The sequence below is a fragment of the Streptococcus sp. k-90 genome, assembly GCF_013277565.1.
Lineage (GTDB): Bacteria > Bacillota > Bacilli > Lactobacillales > Streptococcaceae > Streptococcus.
Genome location: NZ_VMNE01000010.1, coordinates 97,833 through 114,715, shown reverse-complemented (window position 1 = coordinate 114,715; position 16,883 = coordinate 97,833). Strand labels below are relative to the sequence as shown.

At 32.4% G+C, this 16,883-nt stretch carries 13 protein-coding genes and 1 pseudogene; all 14 read left to right on the top strand.

The annotated features are described in order from the left end of the window. On the top strand, positions 1 to 401 hold a 401-nt coding region (locus tag HT734_RS04105; RefSeq protein ID WP_173308475.1), incomplete at its 5' end, for an LPXTG cell wall anchor domain-containing protein. Positions 402 to 1,202: 801 nt separating this feature from the next. Beyond that, on the top strand, positions 1,203 to 1,742 hold the full coding sequence (locus tag HT734_RS09590; RefSeq protein WP_173277538.1) for a CatB-related O-acetyltransferase: 540 nt from the start codon (positions 1,203 to 1,205) through the stop codon (positions 1,740 to 1,742). Between the two features lie 116 nt (positions 1,743 to 1,858). Continuing rightward, positions 1,859 to 2,743 carry a glycosyltransferase family 2 protein gene (locus HT734_RS04095; protein ID WP_173277547.1) on the top strand — a complete coding sequence of 295 codons (885 nt, stop codon included), beginning with the start codon at positions 1,859 to 1,861 and terminating at the stop codon, positions 2,741 to 2,743. Positions 2,744 to 3,208: 465 nt separating this feature from the next. Beyond that, the gene (locus HT734_RS04090) at positions 3,209 to 5,305 is read left to right on the top strand and encodes a glycosyltransferase (protein ID WP_173277536.1); all 2,097 of its coding nucleotides are present in this window, start codon (positions 3,209 to 3,211) and stop codon (positions 5,303 to 5,305) included. Next, on the top strand, positions 5,295 to 6,161 hold the full coding sequence (locus HT734_RS04085) for a DapH/DapD/GlmU-related protein (RefSeq protein ID WP_173277533.1): 867 nt from the start codon (positions 5,295 to 5,297) through the stop codon (positions 6,159 to 6,161). Before HT734_RS04090 ends, HT734_RS04085 begins: the two co-directional genes overlap by 11 nt. 119 nt (positions 6,162 to 6,280) lie before the next feature. Continuing rightward, entirely contained in the window at positions 6,281 to 6,406 is a 126-nt protein-coding gene (locus HT734_RS09630; protein ID WP_260424852.1) for a hypothetical protein, read from the top strand. After that, positions 6,354 to 6,743: a hypothetical protein gene (locus HT734_RS09410; RefSeq protein WP_345889914.1), complete on the top strand. Its 390-nt coding sequence runs from the start codon at positions 6,354 to 6,356 to the stop codon at positions 6,741 to 6,743. Before HT734_RS09630 ends, HT734_RS09410 begins: the two co-directional genes overlap by 53 nt. Positions 6,744 to 7,011: 268 nt before the next feature. Further along, positions 7,012 to 8,232 carry a glycosyltransferase gene (locus tag HT734_RS04075; protein WP_173277531.1) on the top strand — a complete coding sequence of 407 codons (1,221 nt, stop codon included), beginning with the start codon at positions 7,012 to 7,014 and terminating at the stop codon, positions 8,230 to 8,232. A 12-nt stretch (positions 8,233 to 8,244) separates the two neighbouring features. Then, on the top strand, positions 8,245 to 9,456 hold the full coding sequence (locus HT734_RS04070) for a glycosyltransferase family 8 protein (protein WP_173277530.1): 1,212 nt from the start codon (positions 8,245 to 8,247) through the stop codon (positions 9,454 to 9,456). A gap of 239 nt (positions 9,457 to 9,695) precedes the next feature. After that, positions 9,696 to 10,706, top strand: a complete 1,011-nt coding sequence (locus HT734_RS04065) for a sugar transferase (protein ID WP_173277528.1) — start codon at positions 9,696 to 9,698, stop codon at positions 10,704 to 10,706. A gap of 9 nt (positions 10,707 to 10,715) precedes the next feature. Further along, entirely contained in the window at positions 10,716 to 13,154 is a 2,439-nt protein-coding gene (locus HT734_RS04060) for an SP_1767 family glycosyltransferase (protein WP_173277526.1), read from the top strand. Positions 13,155 to 13,183: 29 nt separating this feature from the next. Further along, complete coding sequence (locus HT734_RS04055) at positions 13,184 to 14,413, top strand: glycosyltransferase (protein WP_173277524.1); 1,230 nt, start codon at positions 13,184 to 13,186, stop codon at positions 14,411 to 14,413. A 56-nt stretch (positions 14,414 to 14,469) separates the two neighbouring features. After that, positions 14,470 to 15,591 (top strand): annotated as a pseudogene (locus tag HT734_RS09405) (glycosyltransferase). Between the two features lie 65 nt (positions 15,592 to 15,656). Continuing rightward, positions 15,657 to 16,874, top strand: a complete 1,218-nt coding sequence (gene secY2 / locus HT734_RS04045; RefSeq protein WP_020900722.1) for an accessory Sec system protein translocase subunit SecY2 — start codon at positions 15,657 to 15,659, stop codon at positions 16,872 to 16,874. Positions 16,875 to 16,883: the final 9 nt, after the last annotated feature.

Here is a 16,883-nt window from a genome sequence, read left to right as displayed (position 1 = left end):
CAGCAAGCACATCAGCATCTGAGTCAGCATCAACAAGTGCTTCAGAATCAGCAAGCACATCAGCATCTGAATCAGCAAGCACATCAGCATCTGAGTCAGCATCAACAAGTGCATCAGAATCAGCATCAACAAGTGCATCTGAATCAGCAAGCACATCAGCATCTGAATCAGCATCAACAAGTGCATCAGAATCAGCAAGAACAAGCGCATCTGAGTCAGCATCAACAAGTGCATCAGAATCAGCAAGCACATCAGCATCTGAATCAGCAGGTAAGTCAAGACAGCAATTGCCAAATACAGGTACAGAAGCTTCTAAGACATCTGTACTCCTTGGAGCCTTGGCAGCTGTGACTGGTCTAGGTCTGATCGCGAAACGCCGTAAACGTGATGATGAAGAGTAATCGGGTTAAAAATACATAAAAAGTATTATTATTATTTCGATTTATGAAAAATCCCTTGGATGGAAACTCATCCAGGGGATTTTTTGCATTATTTCGTCGTAAATGTCCACTAATGATCGATATTTGTATTCACATTTTTCCTGTACGATTGTAGCCTATGGTAAACAAGACTTTAAGACTTCATTTTACTTGTTGATTAATATCCTTGAAGAAATAAAACTTCATCGGCATGACATTGAATTGTGTATGATTATATTTCCGAGTTGTTAATTGTATGTAAGTTACTTTTATTATAAGGCTATTTGTGGTAAGATGTATATAATAACAGAACGCTATATAGTACCTCTATATTAATGGTTAGTAACATTAAATTTGTATAAAAGTTTTAGTTGGATGACAAGTTATTCATATTGTAGACACACTGATAGATATAGTCAATTTAGTTGAAGGGGGAAGTTTTAATTGCTATCTGGAAAATTCTGTCTATTTTCACATAAAAATAAGCAACACCAACGTTATTTTCAATTCTTATCTGATGGTAAGATTAGAGATATTGGTGGAGCAGGTCATGATAATGAGCGGTTTTGGAAATTAGAAGATCACAAACTTAAATTATATTCTAAGTCAGAGCAACTAACAGCAGTTTTTGAGTGTTGCTATGAAGAAGTAGGGCATTCCTACTGGGAAGGATTACATCAGGAAACGATTCCCTTAGAAATACGAATATATGATTCGCGTCCAGATTTATTTGATTACTTGACAAAATATACTTGTCGTTATTTAATTGATTACGGAGCCTTAATGGTAGGGAAACATACATATGGCATTCCACAATTAATTGACTATGACCACGGAGGTCAGGTTATAATTGGTGATTATTGTTCTATTGGGCATAATGTTCAATTTATCACTGCAAATCATGATTTAGAGTTGATTACAACTTATCCATTCAAGAGTTTAGAAGTATTTTACACGGATGAGTCATTGCAGATGACTGATGATCATATTTTGAAAAGTCCAACTCGAGTTGGTAATGATGTTTGGATTGGTAACAATGCTCAAATCATGGCTGGGGTAACTATTGGAGATGGTGCAGTCATAGCAGCAGGTGCTCTAGTGACCAAGGATGTAGAACCATATGCTGTTGTAGGAGGCAATCCAGCCAAAGTGATTCGTTATCGTATCGCAGAGCCTACTTTCCGTGAACAAATGTTAGAAATTGCGTGGTGGAATTGGCCAGAAGACATTATTTCTGAACGATTGGATAAAATCATGAGTAAGGATATATCAGGATTTATAAAAGAATACTTACAAAATGCTGGGGAAGTTAAATGTGACTAAACCGTTATTAGAAATATTAGAATTGATTTAGGGCATATCTTAAAAAATACCTACTGTACTGAAATCGACTTTGTGTTTTATATATTGCATCAGAAAAGGAGTGTATGATTAAAATGATGGAAAAAATAAGTGTTATCGTTCCTGTTTATATGTCAGAACTATATCTTGAAAAATGTTTGGATAGCATCGTTCAACAAACCTATCAAAATCTTGAAATTATTTTGATTAATGATGGCTCAACAGATGGTTCAGCAGCAATCTGTCAACGTTATCAAAATCAAGATGAACGTGTTAAAGTCTATCATAAAAGAAACGGTGGAGTTTCTTCTAGCCGCAATCGTGCCTTGGAAGTTGTAACTGGGGATTATATCGTTTTTGTAGATAATGATGACTGGTTGGAGTTGGATCATATCCAAAATCTTTATGATTTATTGAAAAAAACAGATGCAGATATTGCAATCGGAAACTTTACTCAATTTTTGGATGATCAAGCTAGTTTTTTGATTCATGTAGGAGCAGATGATTATTTTGAGCAGACTTATACGCCATTTGAATGGTTTAACCATCAATATGACAGTAAGTATAATTTCAGTCAATGTTTCACAGTTCCATGGGCGAAGTTATACAAGACAGAGCTGTTTAAGGATATTGTATATCCAACAGATAAAAGTGTAGAGGATGATTACACAACTTATAAAGTTTATCTTCAGGCAGATAAAATTGCTTTTATGAATAAGGCTATTTATATTCATAGAAAACGTTCTACAAGTGTTACAAGGACAGTCAATCTTGCAGATGTATATCCCTTAAAGAGTATTGAAGAACGTATGACTATTCTCCAATTAATTGGAGCTCCTCAGGAGTTATTAGATAGAGAAATTCAAGCTTATAAATGGCGATTATCTATTCATGAAGAAGAAACTCTTAAACATGGAGACGTGGAATCTTATCAACAAGTTTTTGTCAAAAAAGCAATTGCAGCTAAATATTTTAAAGGTTAGTAAAACACATTTCACAAATTTGTGTTTCTCTATTTTTAGATAGAAAAAGTGGCTTATACTCAAAAATTAGAATGTTATCTAATTTTTGATGTGGGTCGCTTTTTTACGTTTATTAGATAGCTATTCTAAAATAATAAAGCTAGTTACATCGATAGATTTCTAAAAGATACTTGATATGCATATAGACGAGTCATTTTTTAGATGTCTGAGATGAATTAAAAATTTATCTTTAGGATTGATCATTCGAAAATGTTATTGTGTAACTGCAGTAAGATTATAACGCTAAATATTTTAAGTTATTTAACTTATATTTTGCATTATTATTCAATTTAAGAGATAATTATAATTTAGTGCGGTATGAATGATTCTATCAATGAAATAAATATATTTTTTAATTTGGAAATTCCTTAATAGCTTAAAAAATAGCAAAAAAATGTTATAATATTAGGAAAGGAGAATAGCTTCATGACTGAAAAAATTACGGTAATTGTACCCGTTTATAATGTTGAACATTACCTAGATAAATGTTTGGATAGTTTAATTAACCAAACTTACAAAAATCTTGAAATTATTGTCATAAATGATGGTTCTACAGATAATTCGGGTGAAATTTGTCAAGAGTATGCACAAAAAGATAATCGTATTGTTTACATTGAAAAAGAAAATGGTGGGCAATCTGAAGCAAGAAATATGGGCTTAGATCGAATGACTGGATCTTATGTGACCTTTGTTGATTCGGATGATTGGGTCGAGTTAGATTATGTAGAAATCCTATATAAAAAAATAACGGAGTATCAGGCTGATATTGCTGTTGGAAATTATTATTCTTTTAATGAAGCTGAGGGGATGTACTACTTCCATGTATTTGGAGATTCCTATTATGAGAAAGTCTATGACAATGTTTCTATCTTTGAAAACTTGTACGAGTCTCAAGAAATGAAGAGTTTCGCTTTGATATCTGTTGGGGGAAAGCTTTATAAGGCAGATTTGGTTAAGCACTTACGTTTTGATGTAGGTAAGCTAGGAGAAGATGGTTATCTCAATCAAAAGATTTACTTACTTGCTGAGAAGACAATTTATTTGAATAAAGGCTTATATGCTTATCGCCAAAGAGAAGGAAGTAGCTCCAGAATTTGGACGGAAAAGTGGATGCATGCCTTGGTTGATGCTATGTCTGAGCGTATTACTCTACTAGTTAATATGGGATATCCTCTTGAAAAACACTTGGCAGTTTATCGTCAGATGCTGGAAGTCAGTCTAGCAAACGGTCAAGCTAGTGGATTATCTGCTACAGCAACGTATAAAGAGTTTGAAATGAAAAGAACTCTTTTAAATCAGTTATCAGTACAGGTGCAAAATGAAAAGAAAGCTATTGTCCTCGCAGCAAATTATGCCTATGTAGACCAAGTTTTAACGACTATCAAGTCTATTTGTTACCACAATCGCTCCATCCGTTTCTATTTGATTAATAGTGATTTTCCAAATGAATGGATGAAGCAATTAAATAAGCGCTTAGAAAAGTTTGATTCAGAAATTATCAATTGCCGAGTGACGTCTGAGCAAATTTCACGTTATAAAACGGATATTAGTTACACTGTTTTTCTGCGTTATTTTGTAGCTGATTTCGTGAAAGAAGATAAGGCTCTATATGTGGATTGTGATTTAGTTATAACGAAAAATCTAGATGACTTGTTTGCTACTGATTTACAAGATTATCCTTTGGCTGCTGTTAGAGATTTCGGGGGAAGAGCCTATTTCGGTCGAGAAATCTTTAATGCAGGTGTTCTCTTGATTAATAATGCTTTTTGGAAGCAAGAGAATATGACTCAAAAGCTGATTGACTTAACCAATGAATGGCATGATAAGGTTGATCAGGCTGATCAGAGTATTTTAAATATGCTTTTTGAAAACAGATGGTTGGAATTGGACTTTGATTATAATCATATTGTCATTCATAAACAGTTCACTGATTATCAATTTCCTGAAGGTCAAGATTATCCTAGTATTATCCACTATCTCTCACATAGAAAGCCGTGGTTTGATTTAGCTGCGCAGACCTATCGTGATGTTTGGTGGTATTATCATAGTATTGAATGGACAGAGTTAGGGAAAAATCATCATTTACACCCACTACAAAAATCCCATATCTATCCTATCAGAGAACCTCTTACTTGTTTAATTTATACGTCTTCAGATCATATTGAACAAATTGATACATTGATTCAATCCTTGCCAGATATTCAGTTTAAGATAGCGGCTAGAGTAATGGTCAGTGATCGTTTGAAACAATTGTTGATCTATCCAAATGTCACTGTTTATGCTGGGATTAATTATTTAGTAGAACTGGATCAAGAATTAATTGAGACTAGTCAGGTGCTTTTAGACATTAATCATGGTGAAAAAACAGAGGAAATGTTAGACCAATTTTCAGAAAGAGGAAAGTTAATTTTAGCTTTTGAAAATACAAAATATCGTGAAGTGGGACAGATAACCTACAAAGTAGAACAAGTTCAAACAATGATTGAAAAATTAAGAGAAGTGGAAGATAAACATGGATTTTAAAGATTCGGTAAAGTTATTAGGAGATTTTCATCATATAGAGATTTCTCCTACTAGTACTATTGAATTAGGAACAGATGTTACATTTCGTTCATTTGTAAGTTTAGAAGTAGCTAATAATGCTAAATTAACACTTGGAAATAGAGTTTTCTTTAATGACCATTGTACGATTCGTTGTGGTAAAGAAATTGAAATTGGTAAGGATACCATGTTTGGAGATGGGGTAAGGATTTTTGATCATAATCATAAATACTCAAATTACCATATCGAAAAAATTCAATTTACTGCTGACAAAATAACGATAGGAAACAATTGTTGGATTGGAACTAATGTTGTCATTTTAAAAGGAGTGACTATTGGAGATAATGTCATAATTGGAGCAAATGCTCTGATTTATAAAGATATACCAGCTAATTCTATCGTTACCTCTCAGGAGGAATTGAAAATCATTCCAAGGAAACAACACCAGTTTCATGTTTTCACTTTAACAGCTTCAGACACTTTAGAAAATTTAGACTATCTTGTTCAGAATCTGCCAGAGGTAGCTTTTCATATAGCAGCTAAAACAAATATTTCGGATTATCTTGAAAGTTTCAATCGTTATGAAAATGTGAATATATACACAAATGTTCATCATGATGATATTGTTGAGGATTTGATGAAGAAATCAGATATTTATTTAGATATCAACCATTGGGGAGAGGTGGATGGTATTGTTAATAGAGCAATAGAACAGAATAAACCTGTCTATACTTTTGAGAATACTAGTCATGATTCAAGTGGATATAGTAAAGTCTTTAGAACAGAAGATGCAAATGGAATGGTGACAGAGATACAAAAAATTTTAGGAGAAAAGTAATTATAATATGGAAATGAATTAATCAGTATCGCAGATCCAGTCTATAACGTTGAGAATTATTTACGAATGTACTTGGATAGTATTCAGAATCAGACGTATCAAAGTTTGAGGTTTTATTAATCAATGATGCCTCCCCAGACAATTCAGCATATATCTGTAGAGAATATCTTGCTAAGGATACTCGTTTCCGTTATTTTGAAAAAAGAAAATGGTGGATTATCTTCAGCGAGAAATATTGGAATTGAACGTTCGATAGGGACATATCTTACTTTTGTAGATTCTTCTTACTTAGAAACTTTATATGAACTGATGATAAAGTATAATGTAGATGTTTCAATAGTTTATTATGGTGCTTATGATGAGGAAAGAGCTTATGAATATGGAGATGAGTATGAGAATGTTTATAGTGGGAGAAAAGTAGTCGAACAGCTACCTAAATTTGAAGGGGGAGACTCAACGTTGCAAACTTCATGGTGTATATTGTCAAAACGTGAACTATTTGATCAAATAACATTTCCAGCAGGAAGGATTAAAGAAGATATAGGTACAAATTATAAGTTATCTATGCAAGTAAAAAAATAACTTATATATCGTATTCGAAAGATTAGCATTTCAAATAATGGTTTTTCAGAAAAAATGATTAGAGATAATCATGATTTGAGATTGGAAAGGATTACGATGGTAGCATAAAAAGATTACGATATAAGTCAGTACGTTTAATAACATCATTTTTATCTAGACTATTGGCATCGAATTGCAAATGAAAAAGGACTAGAAAACAGTATTGAAACTAAGAGGCTAGAGGAATTAGACTTTTTATTAACAGGGATAATCTATGAGGAGAAATAAAGTGAAAAAAGCAATCGTTCTTGGAGCAGATAATGGTTATTTAAATAAGCTAGAGACTACAATTAAGTCGGTATGTACGCATAATAGAAACTTAAAATTTTATATTTTTAATGATAATCTTCCGAGTGAATGGTTTCAAGTTATGAATAGACGATTAAAAGTAATTGATTCAGAAATTGTCAATGTCAAGATTTCGAATCATCAATTAGAGGGCTATCATCTTCCAAGTGCTTATTTATCCTACGCTACATTTTTTAAATATTTTATAGCAGATTTTGTAGTGGAAGAAGAAGCCTTATATCTTAATTCGGATATAGTAGTGACTCATTCGTTGGATGAACTATTTCAGGAAGAATTAGGAGACTATTGGATTGCTGGTGTTCGGGACTATTTTGTAAAAGGGTATGAAAATCGCTTTAATTCAGGAATGATGTTGATTAACGTTAGTAAATGGAGACAAGAAAATCTTTCTGCAAAACTAATTGAGCTAACAAATAAACATCATCAAGAAGTTTTTGGGGATCAAGGTATTCTCAATATGGTATTTGGGGAAAACTGGAAAAAATTGGATCGTAAATACAATTTTATGGTTGGTTTAGATAGTTTAATTCATATCGCTGTTGAGGCAACTCCAGAAGTACTATCATCGTGGTACAATTCAGCCCTTCCTGACGATGTTTTGCCTTATATCATCCACTATACAGGAGAGAAACCTTGGTTGCATATGAGTCAAAATCGTTATAGAGATATTTGGTGGTTCTATCAGGGGCTAGATTGGTCGGATATTTTGTTACGTAAAGAAAGGGTATTTCAGACATATCAAGATTTGACAGTTATTCCTAAGGCATACACAGCTATTTTTACAAATAGTTGTGAGCTGGAGCAAGTAGAATATTTAATAGAAAATTTACCAGATGTTCATTTTTCTATATTAGCTCATACTTGGGTTGCCTCTAATATTATTGATTTAATGAGATATCCTAATGTAACAGTTTATCAACAGTACAATCGTTTTTCTTATGATAAAGTAATGAAAAAATTAGATTTTTATTTAGATATAAACTATCATGATGAGATTGATGATATTACAAATGTAGTAATGAATATGGGGAAACCAGTGTTTTCTTTTTCAAATACAAATCATTGCAACGAGGGAGCTCAAGTATTTTCTCCTACCGATCCAGATCAAATGGTTCGGGAAATTAGAAAGTATATAGATTAAGAGGAGGGATAAATGACAAAGAAAGTTATTGTTTTAGGTGCAGATAATGGTTATCAAGATAAGGTAGAGACAACAATTAAATCAATTTGTGCTCACAATCGTAATTTGAAATTTTATGTCTTTAATGATGATATTTCATCAGAATGGTTTCAATTAATGTCTAAAAGACTAGAGTTATTATCGTCAGAAATTGTTAATGTGAAAATAACAAATCATAGTCTACGAGACTATAATCTTCCATTGTCTCATTTGAGTTATGCTGCATTTTTTCGTTATTTTATTCCTCAATTTGTGAAGGAAGATAAGGTCTTGTATTTGGATTCAGATATTATAGTTAGAACAAATATAGATGAGTTGTTTTTAGAGGATATTACTGATTACCCTTTAGTGGCTGTAGCAGATGCCTTAGTTCCATCTACTTTTAATTCTGGAGTTATGCTAATTAATGTTGCTTTATGGAGAAAAGAAAATGCAACAGAAAAACTTCTTGAGTTGACAAATGAATTTCATACTAGTACTTTCGGAGATCAGGGGATTTTAAATAAATTATTTGAAAATCGTTGGTATGCTTTAGATTCTTCTTATAATTTTATGGTTGGAATGGATACAGTTGCAAGAAATTATCAAATTGAAAATTGGTATACTGATTCATTAGAACTAGAAGAGACTGCTAAAATTATTCATTTTACAGGAGACAAACCATGGTATCAAGTGAATTTAAATCGCTTTAGAGAAGATTGGTGGTTCTATTATTCTTTGGAATGGTCTGATATTGTGATGAGAAAAGCTGACTTTAAGAAGGGATTAAACTCACTCATAGAAGCACCACTCTATCATACAGCTATTTTTACAAATACTTGTCACATAGAGCATCTGGAATATTTGATTAGAGAATTACCGCAGGTTCACTTTTCAATTCTGGCTCATACAGGCTTTGCATCTGAAATTGTTGATTTACAACGATATTTAAATGTACGAATACTACCTTCATTCAATCCGATGAATTTCAAAAAGGTCATAGAAAAGATTGATTTCTATTTGGATATTAATTATGAAAATGAAATTGCTAATATTATTGAAGAGGTGTATCAAATTGGAAAACCTATTCTTTCATTTGATAATACTTGTCATCATGTAGAAAAAGCAAGTTTCATCTGTGAATCTAAGAGACCGGAAAAGATGGTAGATACGATTAAAGAATTATTGAATAGTGATAGATACTAAAATATAGGCAGTTAAAGAATTGACACTTACTGGACCTGGAAGATACTTCTAAGAGTTTCAAAGGTGGTCTATCCTAGTTAGTTTGGGTTATGATTTAATAAACCATATTTTGATTGACAGAAATCAATTAGATAGTCTTGAAGAAGAATAAAATATACAGTTCACAGATATTTATAGAAGAATGATGGAAAAATTGTCTTTACTTCCGTAGATAGTAATAAAAAATGAGATAATATAATATGAAACTACATTTAACAAACTTATATGGAATGGCTGGCGATAGTACCGTCATTCTAGCTCAAAATGCTGTTCAAAAGATAGCCAGTCAACTGGGATTTAGAGAAGTTGGTATTTATTTTTACAATATTGCTTCAGATAGTCCTTCTGAAATGAATAAGCGTCTGGATGGTATTATGGCCAGTATCTCTATTGGAGATATATTAGTCTTTCAGTCTCCTACTTGGAATGGCTTTGAATTTGATCGTGTCTTATTTGATAAGCTGAAGGATATGCAGGTGAAAATTATTTGCTTTATCCATGATGTTGTCCCTCTCATGTTTGACAGTAACTATTATCTCATGAAAGAATACATGTATATGTATAATTTATCAGATGTTTTAATAGTACCGTCAGAGAGAATGAAAGACCGCCTGATTGAAGAAGGACTGACAACTAAGAAGATTCTTATTCAAGGTATGTGGGATCATCCTCATGATTTATCCTTATATACTCCAACTTTTAAAAAAGAACTTTTTTTTGCTGGAAGTTTAGAGCGTTTTCCAGACTTACAAAATTGGTCTCAAGATACGCCTTTAAGAGTATTTTCAAATAAAGGTGAGGCTAGTTCTAACGCTAGAAATCTTAGCATTGAAGGATGGAAAAAAGACGAAGAACTGTTACTAGAATTATCAAAAGGTGGATTTGGTCTTGTCTGGGGAACTCATCAAAATGATGGAGAAAGTAACCAATATTACACCCTGAATATATCTCATAAGGTTAGTACCTATCTGACAGCTGGCATACCGGTAATTGTACCAAGTAGCTTGTCAACTGCTAAATTTATAGTAGATCAAGGCTTGGGCTTTGTGGCAGATAGCCTAGAAGAGGTTCATGAGATAGTTGATAAAATGAATCAACAAGAATATCAAGAAATGACGAATCGGATAAAGATCTTTAGCTATCTGTTAAAAGAGGGTTATTTCACTAAAAAATTATTGGTAGATGCAATCTACCATTTGGGAATTGCTTAAGAGAATAAGATGATTAAAACAATTGTATTAGCTGGTGATTGTAATTACACCACGCAATTAGAAACAACCATAAAATCTATCCTATACTACAACCGAGATGTTAAGATTTATATTTTAAATCAAGATATCATGCCAGATTGGTTTCGAAAACCACGAAAAATAGCTCGCATGTTAGGTAGTGAGATTATCGATGTTAAACTACCTGAACAGACTGTATTTCAGAATTGGAAAAAACAAGCTCACATTAGTTCGATTGCTTATGCTAGATATTTTATCCCAGATTATATACAAGAAGATACGGTTTTGTATTTGGATTGTGATTTAATTATCAATGATAAATTAGACAATCTATTTGAGCAGAATATAGAAGAACGTTATCTCGCAGCGATTAGAGATGCAAATGGTCAAGTTTTTAATACTGGTGTTCTACTAATCAATAATGAAAAATGGCGTCAAGAGAAACTAAAAGAACGACTAATTGAACAGTCTATCCTAACAACAAAGGAAGTTGAAGAAGGTCGTTTTGAACATTTTAATGGAGATCAAACGATTTTCAATCAAGTCTTGCAAGATGATTGGTTGGAGCTAGGTCGAGCTTATAATTTACAAGTAGGATATGATGGTGTTGCTTTGTATAATAATTGGCAGGAACATCTAGCTTTTAATGACAAACCAGTGGTGATTCATTTTACGACCTACAGAAAGCCTTGGACTACCTTGATAGCCAATCGTTATCGTGATTTATGGTGGGAATTCCATGATTTGGAATGGAGTCAGATTTTACAACACCATATAGGAGAGTTTGAACTTCTACCTCGTCTAGATAGAGAATTTTCGTGTTTAACTTTAACTAATTCCCAAGATTTAGAAGGAATAGAGGAGCTGGTTACAGCTCTACCAGATGTGGTATTTCATATTGCGGCTTGGACGGATATGGGTGAGGAACTAACAAAATTAGCTGTATATGATAATGTGAGATTACATCCACAGATTGTTCCACCTGTACTGGAAAAACTGAAAAGAAAAGTGGGTATTTATTTGGATATCCATCAGGGATTGGAAGTTGACAGTATCTTGAAAGATGTTGATAAACTTGGGATTCCTATCCTAAGCTTTTCCAATACACAGCATGGAATGTATAACCAAATGGTATTTGACAAAGAAGATATCAATTTAATGATAGAAGCTATCAAAGACTATGCTAGCCATTCTCGGTTTTTAAAAGATTATAATCAGGGGACATTTCATTGCTTAATATTTACAGATACACAAGACATTGAACAATTAGACTATTTAGCTCAATATCTTCCACATGTTATTTTTGATGTCGCAGCTTGGACAGATATGGGGCCTAAGTTATATGAACTACAAAATAACTATCGAAATATTCGTTTACATCCAGCTATAACTATAGAAAAATTAGAACAATTAAAAGTAAGAATGGGCTTGTATTTGGATATTAGCTGTGGTCATTCGACACATGATATTGTGAAGTCAGTTTATGAAATGAATAAAATCATTTTCTCTTTTGAGAGTACCCAACATGGCTCTTTTGGACAACAGATATACTTTTCAAAATCACCTGAACGTATGGTAGAAGATATTAAAAATCTTATTTCTGGAACATTCCAAGCAAGAACTCCAGCGATTATTGTTAAGGATATCGGTCAAACTCTAGATTATGTAATAGAAAACCAATCTTCTATTATTCGCTTTGGAGATGGAGAGATGGATTTAATGTTAGGGAAATCTATTCCTTATCAAGTATATGATGAGAATCTTGCAAGTCAGTTGAAAGAGATTATTTCTCTTCAAAGTGATGAAAAATTAGTTATCGGCTTACCAAATGTATTTGCTGATCGTTCTAATTTTACACCAGCAGCGGAAGCCTTCTGGAAGGGACATTTAGAACATCATTTAAAAGATTATGTAGAATTAGCTAGAGCAGATTGGTATGGGACTACATTTGTATCTCGGCCATACATAGACTATGTGGACAAATCTAAATCGTTTAGTCAGTTTGAAAAATTAAAACAAATTTGGAAGGATAAGGACATTCTGATTGTAGAAGGAGTAACTTCTCGTTCAGGTGTAGGTAATGATTTATTTGATGGAGCAAATTCAATTAAGCGGATTATCTGTCCCTCCCATAATGCTTATGCGCGTATAGAAGAGATTCAAGAAGCTGTATTACAGTATGCTGAAAATCGCCTTATTTTATGTATGCTTGGTCCTACAGCTAAAATTTTATCCTATAATCTTTTTAAGAAGGGTTATCGGGTTCTAGATATTGGTCATATTGATTCAGAGTATGAATGGATGAAAATGGGAGTTGATACAAAGGTTAAATTGCATCACAAGCATACTGCGGAACATAATTTTGATCAAGATATTGAATTTATAGAAGATGAGGCATATAATAGTCAAGTGCTCACTGTCTTATCGTAATGAATTACCTTAAACTTAAAGGAGATAAAATGTTAGAAGATAAAAAAGCTGTAGTTTTTGCAGGAGACTATGGATATATTAGACAGATTGAGACTGCCTTAAAATCTTTGTGTTATCACAATAGTGGTTTGAAAGTTTATATTTTCAATCAAGACATTCCTCAAGAGTGGTTTCGTTTCTTACGACCAAAATTACAAGAAATAGGAAGCGACTTGATTGATTGTAAGTTAATTGGTCCCCAATTTCAAATGAACTGGTCAAATAAATTGCCTCATATCAATCATATGACCTTTGCACGCTATTTTATACCAGATTTTGTAACAGAAGATAAAGCTCTCTATCTAGATAGTGATTTGATTGTAACTGGTGATTTGACCGATTTGTTTGAACTAGATTTAGGTGAAAATTATCTGGCAGCAGCACGTTCTTGTTTTGGAGTAGGAATTGGCTTTAACGCTGGTGTTCTTTTAATCAATAATAAAAAATGGAAATCTGAAAATGTTCGACAAAAATTGATTGAATTAACAGAAAAAGAACATGAAAATGTGGCAGAAGGAGATCAGTCCATTTTAAATATGCTCTTTCATGATTGTTACAAAGATTTAGATTGGAATTACAATTTTCAAATAGGATTTGACTATGGTGCTGCAGCACATAATCATGAATTTATTTTTCAGATTTCATTAAATCCATTACCGACAATTTTACATTTCTTATCTCAGGATAAACCTTGGAATCAATTTTCTGTAGGTAGATTAAGGGAAGTTTGGTGGCATTATAACTTACTCGAGTGGTCTGAAGTTGTTAAACATTGGAGTGAACAAGGTCTTTGTTACACTGTTGAAGAATATCTACCAAAATTTCACTGTGTCAATTTAACTAATTCTTGGAATGTTGAAAAAATTGACTATCTTATTCAGAAATTGCCCAATGTCCATTTTCATCTTACGGCATTTACAAATATGTCAGGTGAGCTGCTTTCTCTTTCTCGTTTTCATAATGTGACTTTATATCCAAATATATTGCCTCTTTTAGTAGAGAAAATAGTTGAGAAATCAGACTTATATTTAGATATTAATCATGACGGAAAAATGGACATAGTTTATGAGTATGTAAAAAAACATCAAAAACCAATGTTAACATTTGATAACACATATTTCTCTGGTATACCTGAGGAAAGATATGTTGGGATTTGCCATCATGATAGACCTGATGATATGGTAGAAATGATTAAGAATTTTATGGAAGGAAAGTCATAAGAAAATTAATTGTCTTAGCAGCGGATAATGCTTATTTAGTTTAGTTAGAGACAACAATTAAGTCGATTCTTTGTCATAATACAGAAGTTGATTTTTATATTTTAAATAGTGATATAGCACCAGAATGGTTTAAGTTATTAGTTCCTAAATTAAAATATTTTGATTCCAGTATTAAAAATATTCGTTTGGATTCTAGTGACTTTAAAGATTTTAAAACGGCAAATTCTATAAACTATGCTACATTTTATAGATTTTTAATCCCTAACATTGTTGAAGAAGGTAGAGCTTTATATCTTGATTGTGAGTGGTGATTTAAGTCCCTTATTTGAATTAGATTTTAATGGCTATTCTATAGCAGCAGTACAGGACAAATATGGATAGGAACTTTCTATTAATGGTTTCATGCTGGAGTATTATTAATCAATAATGATATGTGGAGAGATCAAAATATTACGCATGAGTTATTGGTATTGACAGAAGAAAAGCAAGATCAAGTTCAAATGGCAGACCAAAGTATCTTAAATATTTATTTTGAGACTAGATGGTTACATTTAGATTACAAGTTTAATCAATTAACTGGTTTGGATTTTCTACATATGTCAGGGAAAATAGAAAATTTAAATAAAAAGTGGCCGGTAATTACGCATTTTGCAGATCCTGATAAACCTTGGAAGACTTATAGTATATCGCGTCTTCGAGAACTGTGGTGGGTATATAGAGATTTAGATTGGTCTGAAATGATATCAGAAAAAGCAAATCTTAATTATTTTGAACGTAGTAACCAATCTAAGAAGAATGCTTTTATTGCAACATGGGTTTTAGAAGTAGAGCATTTAGAATATTTAATAAAGTCTTTACCAGATTGGCATTTTAATATCGGAGCTCCAGTATATTGTGCTCCTGCTTTAACTCATCTTTCAGTTTATGAAAATGTGAAACTTTATCAGAGTATCATTCATAATAGGATTGATTGGCTTTTAGATGATGCGACGGTCTATTTAGATATTAATCATGGAGCAGAGGTTTTGGATGTCTTGTCTAGGACCAGGGATAAAGAGATAAAAATATTTACTTTTGATAATACTAGGAAATTCTTAGATGATAGTATTTACAGTGGTATTTTCTCTGTAGATAGACCTGACGAAATGGTTAAAGCTATAAAGAGTTTGGAAAACTAGTCTTAAGTCAAGTACAAATTTTAACTATAGTGAAATTCAAACTAAGATTTAATAAGGAGTATTTCGTGAAAAAAATTTATTCATCAATAGCAGTAAAAAAGGGATTGATAACTTTATTTTTGCTGTTTATCTATGTATTGGGAAGCCGACTTACTCTTCCTTTTGTTGATTTGAACAGTAGAGACTTTCTAGGTGGTTCAACGGCATATTTGGCGTTTTCAACAGCACTACTAGGAGGGAATCTGAGAAGTTTGTCTCTGTTTTCTATAGGATTATCACCATGGATGTCGTCAATGATTCTATGGCAACTACTCTCTTTTTCTAAGAAATTGAATATTTCTTCAGGGGCAGTAGAAGTTCAAGATAGAAGAAAGATGTATTTAACACTAGTCATTGCTTTGATTCAATCTTTAGCGCTCTCATTGAATTTACCGATACAACATCTTTATTCCTCCTTATTAGTGATCATAATGAATACTCTGTTATTAATAGCTGGCTCCTTCTTTCTCATATGGTTATCAGATTTAAATGCTCAACTTGGAGTAGGTGGTTCTGTAGTTATTTTACTAGCTAGTATTATTTTAAATATTCCACAAGATATTATAAATACATTTCAGCTTGTTCGAATTTCTATGGGTGTAATGTTACTTATTGTATTGAGTAGTATTGTATTAATTTATATGATGGTACTTATGTATAGAGCGCGTTATCGTATACCAGTTCATAAGATTGGTTTACGTAGTCGATTTAAGCGCTATTCTTATTTGGAAATAATGTTAAATCCAGCTGGTGGTATGCCTTTTATGTATGTAATGAGTTTTTTAAGTTTACCTACCTATATCTTTTTATTGTTACAGACTCTTTTTCCGAAGTCATCAGTTTTCTCTGAACTATCGGCTCAATATGGAGTCGGAAAACCATTATGGATTTATTCATATATTGCCATGATTTTTTTATTTAGTATTGCCTTTGCTTTTGTCAATATGAGTGGAGACCAAATCTCAGATCGGATGAAGAAATCTGGAGAGTATATCTATGGAGTTTACCCAGGAGAGGAAACAAGTCATTTTATTAATCGATTAGTGTTGCGCTTTTCGATCATAGGAGGAATCTTTAATGTTTTGATGGCAGGTACTCCAATGTTATTTGTTTTATCTGATGAAAATTTATTGAGGATTGCTATGATTCCAGGTTTATTTATGATGTTCGGAGGTATGATTTTTACAATTAAAGATGAAATGAAAGCTCTGAGATTAAATGAAACTTATAAACCCTTGATTTAGGAGGTTTTT